We start from the raw sequence: 10,049 nt of genomic DNA, 5'->3' as shown, positions 1-10,049 counted from the left end.
TTGCCAAGGCCGTTTCCGGAGAAGCGGGCGTGCCCTTTTTCAGCATAAGCGGTTCGGATTTTGTGGAGTTGTTTGTCGGGGTAGGCGCCGCGGGGGTGCGCGATTTGTTTGAGCAGGCGAAGAAATCCGCGAAAACAGAAGGCAAAGGCGCCATTATATTTATGGATGAAATAGACGCGGTCGGCAGGCAGAGATTTGCCGGCATAGGCGGAGGCCATGATGAACGGGAGCAGACCTTAAACGCCCTGCTTGTTGAGATGGATGGTTTTTCAACAAAGATAGGCGTGATATTGATTGCCGCGACAAACAGGCCTGATGTCCTTGACCCTGCGCTTTTACGGCCTGGCAGATTTGACCGCCATATTGTCATAGACCGGCCTGATATAAATGGCAGGAGGGATATACTCAATGTCCATTCAAAGGACGTGAAGATGGACAAAGACGCGGACTTGCTGTCTTTGGCAAAGCAGACGCCGGGTTTTTCAGGGGCTGATTTGGCCAATCTTATCAATGAGGCGGCATTGCTTGCGGCAAGACGCAACAAAGAATTCGTAACGTCAAACGAACTGCAGGAATCCATAGAAAGGGTCATGGCAGGCCCGCAGAGAAAAAGCCGTGTTATCAGCAAGAAAGAGAAACGCATAGTTGCTTATCACGAATCCGGCCACGCGCTTTTAAGGCTTCTTTTGCCGGGTTCCGAGGAATTGCACAAGGTCTCTATTATGCCTCGCGGCGCGTCTGCTTTAGGTTATACCATGGAACTGCCGATAGAAGACCGTTATATCATATCAAAGACGGAGATAACCAACAGGCTTATTGTTTTGCTTGGCGGCAGGGCCAGCGAACAGATTGTGTTTAATGAGATCACGACAGGCGCACATAACGACCTTCAGGTCGCTACCGAGACCGCGCGCCGCATGGTATGCGAATTCGGTATGAGCGACAGGATGGGGCATATTACTTTCGGCAGAAAACATCACGAGGTATTTTTGGGCAGGGACATAGCCGAGGACCGTAATTATAGTGATGAAACAGCTCAATTCATAGATAAAGAGATATCCGGTATTATCAACGACGCTTACGATTATGCCAGGGGATTGCTTGAAAAAAATAAAGACAAGCTTACAAAACTGGCCGAACTGCTGTTGGAAAAAGAGGTTTTAACGGCCCAGGAGGCCAGACAGGCGGCAGGACTTTTGCAGGAGCCTGATAAAGATGTCAATGTTTAAGATCCTTTGAACGGGTTTTAATAAGTCCGATGGCACAGCTAAAAGTCCGGCATAGAATATTGAGCATAAAAGGCCATAAATGGGATCTTTCTAAAAGGCCTTTGCTGATGGGTGTGCTTAATGTCACCCCTGATTCGTTTTCAGACGGCGGCAGGTTTTTTGATATAAGATCCGCCTGCCGCAGGGCCGCGCAGATTGAAAATCAGGGCGCCGATATCCTGGATATCGGAGGAGAATCAAGCCGTCCGGGGGCCTTATCTATAGGCGTTGATGAGGAATTATCCAGGATTTTGCCCGTTATAAGGCGAATTAGAGGTAAGATCAGGATACCTATATCTGTTGACACCAATAAGCCTGAAGTGGCTGAACAATGCCTTAAAGACGGCGCTTCTCTTATCAATGACATAACAGGCCTGCGGGGGAACGGTAAAATGGCGCAGGTATGCTCCAGGTATGAGTCGGGGATTATCATAATGCACATGAAAGGAAGCCCCAGGACAATGCAAAAAAAGCCCGCCTATGACGATCTTATTGATGATATATCAGCGTATCTTAAAAGGTCTGTTTGTTTTGCCCTCCGGGCGGGGATCAGAGAGGACAGTATAATATTGGACCCTGGTATCGGTTTCGGAAAGACTGTTTGGCACAATCTATCCATTATTAATAGCTTACGCTGTTTTAAAAAAATAGGTTATCCGATTGCGGTTGGCATATCAAGAAAGTCATTTTTGGGCAATATTACCGGTTTTGATGTCTGCCAACGGGCCATTCCTAACGCGGCGGCAAACGCGATAGCCGCGTATCAGGGTGCAGACATAATAAGAGCGCATGATATAAAAGAATCCGCGGCAGTATTAAAGATAGCTTATGCCATAAGAAAATCTTGAGGCCATTATGTTGGATTATATAGCGAGTATATGGAAACCGTTTTTAGAGATAGCTATACTTTGGCTGGCGTTCTACGCAATATTAGTTTTTATCAAAGAGACCAGGGCATTCCAGGTATTAAAGGGCCTCGTCATATTTTTACTTGTGATAGTTGTGACCATGACGTTTCTTTCCCAGCGCATGGGCCTCTACACGCTTAATTGGATAATTGAAAAATTTTTTGCTGTTTTAATTTTTGCTTTTTTAGTCATATTCCATCCCGAGCTAAGGCAAGGCCTGGCCCGTATAGGGGAAAAAGGCTTATTTAAGGGGTTTGCCATTGAAGGCCATGTAATAAGCGAGATTGTGCGTGCCGCCTTTTTTCTATCAAGCAAAAAAGTAGGGGCCATCATATCAATTGAGCGGACTACGTCGCTTAAACCGTATACGGAGACAGGGACCACACTTGACGGTTGTGTCAGCCAGGAGCTTTTATCCACGATATTTATCCCAAATACTCCACTTCATGACGGCAGTGTTATCATACGCCTTGACAGGATTGTTGCAGCCGGATGCCTGTTACCTTTATCGGATAACCCTAAAATAAGCAAGGGCCTCGGAACCCGGCACAGGGCCGCTATCGGACTCACTGAAGAAACAGACGCCATTGCTATAGTTGTTTCGGAAGAGACAGGTTCCGTGTCGCTTGCCATAAGCGGCAGGCTTACTAGAGATTTAAACGAAGAAGGGCTTGAGCGCGTGCTTATTAATTTGTGCCATCCGGTTAAGCACAAAAGGAAAGCGCCTGTCAGGTTTTTTAGAAGGAAAAAAGAACCCAAGGCATAGGATTGCCGGAGCTTATTAAGGCAATCACCACTACGCGGCCTATTTTTGGCATGCAATCATTCAGGAGGCGGCAAGGTGAAGTTTATAAAAAATATCATACTGAATAATTTTTTTATTAAGCTTATATCCCTAGTCCTCGCGTTATTTGCGTGGAGTTATATAGGCGGGCAGCTGTATAAGGAAAGCCTGGGCAGGGAAACCGATACGGCTTCATTATCTATGGTTGATATCTCCGGGGAGGATATTGTAGTGAAAAAACTTCCTATCTACGCGAAAATCATGGGTGAACCCGCGCAGGATTACAAACTTGTATTAAGCAGGATATCGGTCAGGCCATCATATTCTGTTATCGCGGGGCCTGCCGATACCATAAACAATCTTACATATATTTCCACGGAGCCTATAAATGTTCAGGGCAGGAACAACAGCTTTAAAGGCCAGGCAAAGATAGCTGATATTCCTGGCTGTAAAGTCAACTACGAGGGTTCTGTCAAAGTAACAATACCCATTAGCAGGGCCAGAAAGAGGTAATGGAGGGCATTGTCTGTTATGACTACAGTGTTTGGAACGGACGGCATTAGAGGTAAGGTCGGGGTTTATCCTCTTACGGAAGACATGATTTACCATATAGGCAGGGCCGCGGCGATGTTCGCGATTGAGAAGAACGCGCATAAACGCAAGAGGCAGCGCATATCTGTGGCAAAAGATACGCGGGCTTCCGCGGATATGTTTGAAACCCAGCTGGTAAAGGGGATATTGTCCTGCGGCGTTGATGTCGTGAAATTCGGGGTCATGACAACGCCCTGCGCGGCTTTTGTTGCCAAAAAGCTTAATCATGACATGGCGGTAATAATATCAGCTTCCCATAATGGCGTGGAAGACAATGGAATAAAATTTTTTTCATCCAAAGGCTATAAACTTACCCTTGAGGAAGAGGCGCGGATGGATAGTCTCATAAAGACATTGTCATTATCCAAACCCGAGCAGGACAAGAATACCCTGGCCCCCGAAAACACGGCGGGGGCGGCTGATTACAAGCAGGGTGAGATAAAAGAAGAATACGGCGCTATCTCCGCCTATGCCGACTTGCTTAAGGGCATTATCGCGGACAATGATATAAGCGGATATAAAATCGCGGTTGATTGCGCGTTCGGAGCTGTATCAAACATTATACCGGAAATCGCGCAAAGGCTCGGTTTGGACATGTATTGCATTAATAATACTCCGGATGGAATGAATATAAACGACCGGAGCGGTTCACTGCATCCCGAGGCTGTATCCCGATATGTTCTTGATAACGGCTTAGACTGCGGTTTCGCTCTTGACGGCGACGGCGACAGGGTAATATTATGTGATGAAAAAGGGCAGATTATTGACGGAGATTTTATTTTAGCCATTATATCAAAATATCTTTACCAGAAAGGCTTATTAAACAAAAATTCCATTGCGACTACTCATATGAGCAATCTGGGCCTTGAAATTGCCGTAAGCCAATGGGGCGGCAGGGTAATAAAGACCGAGGTCGGGGACAAGTATGTTCTGGACAAGATGTCCAAGGCAAAGCTTAACCTTGGAGGCGAACAGTCAGGGCATATAGTGCTTTTAGACCATTCCACAACCGGCGACGGCCTGCTGGCAGGGCTTTTTACGCTAAAGATAATGGCCCAGGAAAAGAAGCCTCTTAGCCAGCTTGCCAGCCATATGTATAAGTTTCCTCAAATCCTGCTTAATGTGGATGTGGCCGGAAAGATACCGATAGACGAATTATCTGATACAAAAAAAGTTATACAAAAAGCGGAAAAAAAACTCGGTTCAAAAGGCAGGCTTTATATACGCTATTCGGGCACCGAAAATAAGCTTAGGATAATGGTAGAAGGCCAGGACAGCCTGGAGATAAAAGAGGTCGCTAATGATATTGCCGCGGCCGCAAAGGAAGAACTGGATGCCAAAGTTAGGCGTTAACATTGACCATATCGCGACATTGAGGCAGGCGCGCAGAGAAAATTTTCCCGATCCTGTCAAGGCGGCGCGCGTGTGCGAATTATCAGGAGCCGACAGCATTGTTTGCCATTTGCGTTCCGACAGAAGGCATATAAATGATGATGACCTGCACAGATTGAGAAAATCCGTCAGAAGCCGGCTTAACCTTGAGATGTCAATATCGCCAGAGATATTGCGTGCGGCTGTTTTAGTAAGGCCTGATCAGGCCACAATAGTTCCCGAAAAACGCAGAGAACTTACGACCGAAGGAGGACTGGATGTCTTTGGGCAAAAACTTAAGGTAGCCAGGGTCGTGAAAATGTTGAAACAGAATGACATTGTTGTAAACCTATTTATTGACCCTGAAAAGAGGCAGATAGAGGCATCGCGCGAAATAGGGGCTGATTTTGTGGAACTGCATACCGGAAGATATGCTAATGCCGCAGACGCGGCAGCCAGATTAGAGGAATTACGTAAGATCAGGGCCGCGGTATTATTCGGTAAAAAAATAGGGCTTGGAATCAACGCGGGCCATGGCCTTGACTATCAAAATGTCACGCGGATAGCAAAGATATCCTGCATTGAGGAACTAAACATAGGTTTTTCAATTATTGCCGCCTCGCTTTTTATAGGTTTGAGCGAGGCTGTCAAAGAGATGAAGAGAATAATCAATTAGGTTGTTTGCATGATTATAGGCGCCGGTGTGGATATTATTGAAATATCAAGGATAAGGAACGCCGCCAGGAAATGGAAACAGGGTTTTTTGAAAAAGATTTTTACCGATAAAGAATTGGAATATTCAACTGAAAAGATTTCATCGTATCAGCATCTGGCCGCCCGTTTCGCGGCAAAGGAAGCTGTGTTAAAGGCCTTAGGCAGCGGGCTTACAAGCAGGATGGAGTGGAAGGATATAGAGGTTTGGAACGAGCCTTCTGGTAAGCCGAATATCCGCCTTACCGGTGAGGTAAAACGGCTTAGCAATAATATGCAGGTCAAGGATATAGTAATAAGCATGTCTCATACGCGCACCTATGCTATTGCTAATGTCATATTGGTGAAATGATGTATTTCTAAATGGAAATGCTTGCCGGCCTATAACGCATGAATAATACTAAATTCAAAATTCCAAAAAGAATAGCCGATACCCATAAGGGGGATTACGGGCACATATTGATTGTGGCAGGTTCCGCGGGCATGACAGGAGCCGCGTACTTAGCCTGTGAGGCTGCCATGATTTCCGGCTGCGGGCTTGTGACGCTTGCCATACCGGAAAGCCTTGACGCTTTCATGGCCGTAAAATTGATAGAAGCTATGACAATGGCTCTGCCTGAAACAAGCCAAAAGTCATTGTCACGCGGTGCCCACGGCCGCATAATGCGTTTTTGCCGCAGTAAGGCGTCATGTGTTTTGATAGGGCCTGGTGTTTCGCGAAATAATGATACCCAATATTTAATGAGGCGGCTAATCAGGGACATTAGGGTTCCTATGGTTATTGATGCCGACGCTATTAATGCCTTGGCAGGGCATTTGTCCTGCCTTGATGGAAAAAGCGATATTGTGATAACACCCCATCCGGGCGAAATGGCAGGCCTTATCTGCTGCCAAAGCGCGTCTGTAAACAAAGATAAAATAAATGTTGCAAAAAAATTTGCCACCGAATATAATGTAACAACTGTTTTAAAAGGCCATGGGACAATAGTTGCTTCTGCCAAAGGGGAACTGTTCAGAAACAATACTGGCAACCCGGGTATGGCGTCGGCCGGCTGTGGCGATGTTCTTTCGGGTATAATATCAGCCCTGTTAGCATCAGGTATGCCAAGTTTTGAGGCGGCCAGGCTTGGGGTTTACGCGCACGGCTTAGCAGGCGATCTCGCGGCAAAAGAAACAGGCGAGATATCCTTAAGGGCAAGAGATATTATAAGGTATTTGCCGCGGGTGTTTAAAAAAATTTACGGTTAGATAAAAAGGATGGGCCGGCGTAGCTCAGCTGGTAGAGCAGCTGATTTGTAATCAGCTTGTCGGGGGTTCGATTCCTCTCGCCGGCTCCATTTTTTCAAAGAGGAATCGAATAGAGCCCTGCAATAAAATGCGACCAAGAGGAGCATTTTAAGGGCGAATGGCCGACCCGGAACGAACGAAGTGAGTGTAGGGCGCCGATTCCTCTCGCCGGCTCCATTTTTTCAAAGAGGAATCGAATAGAGCCCTGCAATAAAATGCGACAATAGGAGCATTTTAAGGGCGAATGGCCGACCCGGAACGAACGAAGTGAGTGTAGGGCGCCGATTCCTCTCGCCGGCTCCATTTTTTCAAAGAGGAATCGAATAGAGCCCTGCAATAAAATGCGACCAAGAGGAGCATTTTAAGGGCGCTAATTAAAAAATTTATGGGCAGGTGGCCGAGCGGTCAATGGCAGCAGACTGTAAATCTGCCGGCTTTCGCCTACGAAGGTTCAAATCCTTCCCTGCCCACCATGTATTATGAAAAAAGTTTCCATTCAGTTCTGAATTCGCATTACATTTTTCCTATTGTAGACAGGTGAAGCGTTATTTTTCTAAACAAAAATACCCCCATTATTTTTAGGAGATAATATGGCCAAGGTCTTGATTGTATATTATTCGCGGACAGGCAATACGAAGAAGATGGCGCAACTTATCGGTGAGGGCCTGAAAGCGCAGGGGCATAATGCTGTTATCAAAGAAACGGATAAAGTTTGTTTGGATGATTTAAAATCCGCGGATGGTATTATAATCGGTTCGCCTACTTATTACGGAGGCATGGCAGGGCACATCAAAATACTGCTTGACGAATCAGTAAAATTTCATGGCAGCCTTGATGGAAAACCTGGCGCCGCATTTTCCACCGCGGTAAACATCGCCGGGGGCAGTGAAACGACGATACTTGATATACTGAATGCGATGCTTATACACGGAATGATCATACAAGGCGATCCGTCAGGCAGTCATTACGGCCCGGTTTCCATTGGCGCTCCCGACGAAAGAGCGCGGGCCCAATGCCAGAGATTCGCCCAGAGGTTCGCGCGATTATTAGTTATGGCCTGCAAATGAAATCCTACACCCAATACCTATGGTTTGATACCGAAAAACGCCGGCAAATAATCAACATAACCGGACAGATACAGCAGGCTGTTAAGGAAAGCGCGGTTAAAGAAGGGCTTTGCCTCGTAAATGCCATGCATATAACTGCCTCGGTTTTTATTAATGATGATGAGCCGGGGCTTCACAGCGACATTATGCGATGGGTTGACAGCCTTGCTCCGGAAGGAATTGACAGATACAGACACAATCTTACTGGTGAGGATAATGCCGACGCGCACCTAAAGAGAACTATTATGGGCAGGGAGGCGGTTGTCGCGGTAACAAGGTCTGCCCTGGATTTAGGGCCATGGGAACAAATCTTTTATTACGAGTTTGACGGAAAAAGAAAAAAGAGGGTATTGGTAAAGATAATTGGCCAGTAATAGAACCTGCTTTGAGCAGGGTTTTATATTGGTGTTAGAAAAATTTTTTGATCTTATTATATTATCAAGCGGGAGTAGCTCAGTTGGTAGAGCGTCTGCCTTCCAAGCAGACTGTCGCGGGTTCGAGCCCCGTCTCCCGCTCCATTTTATTTTTGGCAGAATTATCAGGGGCGAGAATAGAGCCCTGTAATAAAATGCGACAATAGGAGCATTTTAAGGGCGAATGGCCGACCCGAAACGAACGAAGTGAGTGCAGGGCGCCGAGCCCCGTCTCCCGCTCCATTTTATTTTTGGCAGAATTATCAGGGGCGAGAATAGAGCCCTGTAATAAAATGCGACAATAGGAGCATTTTAAGGGCGAATGGCCGACCCGAAACGAACGAAGTGAGTGTAGGGCGCCGACCCTTGCGTAAAAAGTTTTTTTATGCCTGCCCCGCTTGATTTTACGTTATATATAGTGTATATTTTACATATGAATGCGCATCCGGAAAGAGACGATAAGGAAGTAAGGCTTTTTGGCGATAAAAGCATACGTGAAGAGGCCTATCGCAAGAAGATACTTCAACTTGAAAAAGAGGTATCAAAGCTTGAGTCGCTTATTAAAGGGCAGAGCAGCAGTCCTGGCCAAGTCAGTGTCCACCAACCGCACAACCTGAACAATCTCTATCATGATAGTCTTTTATCATTTGATGTCAGGATAAAACGAGAGCAGGAACTTTTGCAGAAAAGGGCGACAGAAATCACGCAGAGCCTTGACGCTCATTCACATAAGGCCCTGGTTGACATAGAGCGTCTATATAAAAAGCAGATGCGGTTCTTGTTTCTTTTGGCAGCGGCCATGATATTATTTTTTGGCCTGTGTTTGTTTGGCATAAGGCAGTACATATTGCCTGTTCCCCGCGATGGTATGGCAAATGCCGCCGTAATGGACAACAATGTTTATCGTATTCGTAAGGCTTTTTTCGCGGATTCAAGGTATCGTTATTATTATAGCGTTGGTGAGGTCAGGTTTGCCGATAATAAATTTGATGTTGACATTAATTTCCACAGCACATTGCGCGACGACCAGTTATTAAGAGCGGTTGCCCGCGATGCCGCTCGTATATTTAACAGAGTATCCGGCAAATCGCCAGGCGAGATTAGTTTGTTTCGTGCCGGCAGGGTAATAGCCAAGATAAGCATTCCCGGCAGAGATTCAAGGGCTTTTATAAGTTATTATCGTTAGGTAATTTTTTTATCTTCCACGCGGTTTCCCGCGTGTTAAAACCTGCCAGCAGCTCTTGTTTTTACCCTTTAAAAAATATTTAAAAAAAATATTTAAAAAAAATCTTGACAAAAAACAATTTTTTGCTAAACTATATACTCTATTTCTATTTAAGCAGTAATAGCGCGCAAAGCTATGGCGGCTTTCTGCGCTGCTGTAGCTCAGTAGGTAGAGCGCGTCCTTGGTAAGGACGAGGTCATGGGTTCAATTCCCGTCAGCAGCTCCAGGTGACGTTTTTTTGTTTCTTAATCCGTTTATATAAGTATAAATTTATCTTAAGGAGGTCCAAATGGCAAAAGAAAAATTCTTGAGAACGAAACCCCATCTCAATATCGGGACCATAGGGCACGTGGACCACGGTAAGACGACCCTTACGTCAGCTATC

Annotated in this window: 12 protein-coding genes and 4 tRNA genes; all 16 read left to right on the top strand. The window is 45.9% G+C overall.

Annotation, left to right across the window (positions count from 1 at the left end; genetic code table 11):
• A partial coding sequence (gene ftsH, locus PHV77_07355; protein ID MDD5505091.1) for an ATP-dependent zinc metalloprotease FtsH occupies window positions 1-1,229 on the top strand: 1,229 nt, incomplete at its 5' end.
• Between the two features lie 29 nt (window positions 1,230-1,258).
• Window positions 1,259-2,116 (top strand): dihydropteroate synthase, encoded by an 858-nt coding sequence (folP, locus tag PHV77_07350; GenBank protein MDD5505090.1) that lies wholly within the window; start codon window positions 1,259-1,261, stop codon window positions 2,114-2,116.
• 7 nt (window positions 2,117-2,123) lie between these two features.
• The gene (gene cdaA, locus PHV77_07345) at window positions 2,124-2,942 is read left to right on the top strand and encodes a diadenylate cyclase CdaA (protein ID MDD5505089.1); all 819 of its coding nucleotides are present in this window, start codon (window positions 2,124-2,126) and stop codon (window positions 2,940-2,942) included.
• Window positions 2,943-3,017: 75 nt separating this feature from the next.
• On the top strand, window positions 3,018-3,473 hold the full coding sequence (locus PHV77_07340) for a YbbR-like domain-containing protein (GenBank protein MDD5505088.1): 456 nt from the start codon (window positions 3,018-3,020) through the stop codon (window positions 3,471-3,473).
• Between the two features lie 18 nt (window positions 3,474-3,491).
• Window positions 3,492-4,904: a phosphoglucosamine mutase gene (gene glmM / locus PHV77_07335; protein ID MDD5505087.1), complete on the top strand. Its 1,413-nt coding sequence runs from the start codon at window positions 3,492-3,494 to the stop codon at window positions 4,902-4,904.
• The gene (locus tag PHV77_07330; GenBank protein ID MDD5505086.1) at window positions 4,885-5,598 is read left to right on the top strand and encodes a pyridoxine 5'-phosphate synthase; all 714 of its coding nucleotides are present in this window, start codon (window positions 4,885-4,887) and stop codon (window positions 5,596-5,598) included. Before glmM ends, PHV77_07330 begins: the two co-directional genes overlap by 20 nt.
• A 9-nt stretch (window positions 5,599-5,607) precedes the next feature.
• The gene (acpS, locus tag PHV77_07325; GenBank protein MDD5505085.1) at window positions 5,608-5,985 is read left to right on the top strand and encodes a holo-ACP synthase; all 378 of its coding nucleotides are present in this window, start codon (window positions 5,608-5,610) and stop codon (window positions 5,983-5,985) included.
• A gap of 38 nt (window positions 5,986-6,023) precedes the next feature.
• Window positions 6,024-6,881, top strand: coding sequence for an NAD(P)H-hydrate dehydratase (locus PHV77_07320; protein ID MDD5505084.1), 858 nt, complete (start codon window positions 6,024-6,026; stop codon window positions 6,879-6,881).
• A gap of 13 nt (window positions 6,882-6,894) precedes the next feature.
• Window positions 6,895-6,970, top strand: a tRNA-Thr gene (locus tag PHV77_07315).
• A 337-nt stretch (window positions 6,971-7,307) separates the two neighbouring features.
• A tRNA-Tyr gene (locus tag PHV77_07310) sits at window positions 7,308-7,393 on the top strand.
• 117 nt (window positions 7,394-7,510) lie between these two features.
• Window positions 7,511-7,987, top strand: a complete 477-nt coding sequence (locus PHV77_07305) for a flavodoxin family protein (protein MDD5505083.1) — start codon at window positions 7,511-7,513, stop codon at window positions 7,985-7,987.
• Window positions 7,984-8,400: a secondary thiamine-phosphate synthase enzyme YjbQ gene (locus PHV77_07300; GenBank protein ID MDD5505082.1), complete on the top strand. Its 417-nt coding sequence runs from the start codon at window positions 7,984-7,986 to the stop codon at window positions 8,398-8,400. The genes PHV77_07305 and PHV77_07300 overlap by 4 nt, the downstream gene beginning before the upstream one ends.
• Before the next feature lie 68 nt (window positions 8,401-8,468).
• A tRNA-Gly gene (locus tag PHV77_07295) sits at window positions 8,469-8,544 on the top strand.
• 328 nt (window positions 8,545-8,872) lie between these two features.
• The gene (locus tag PHV77_07290; GenBank protein MDD5505081.1) at window positions 8,873-9,625 is read left to right on the top strand and encodes a hypothetical protein; all 753 of its coding nucleotides are present in this window, start codon (window positions 8,873-8,875) and stop codon (window positions 9,623-9,625) included.
• A 189-nt stretch (window positions 9,626-9,814) separates the two neighbouring features.
• A tRNA-Thr gene (locus tag PHV77_07285) sits at window positions 9,815-9,890 on the top strand.
• Window positions 9,891-9,953: 63 nt separating this feature from the next.
• On the top strand, window positions 9,954-10,049 hold a 96-nt coding region (locus PHV77_07280), incomplete at its 3' end, for a GTP-binding protein (GenBank protein ID MDD5505080.1).

The sequence above is a fragment of the Candidatus Omnitrophota bacterium genome (assembly GCA_028716165.1).
Lineage (GTDB): Bacteria > Omnitrophota > Gorgyraeia > JABMRG01 > JABMRG01 > JAQUQI01.
The sequence above is the reverse complement of the archived record's forward strand: the minus strand, read 5'-3'. Positions and strand labels throughout refer to the sequence as shown.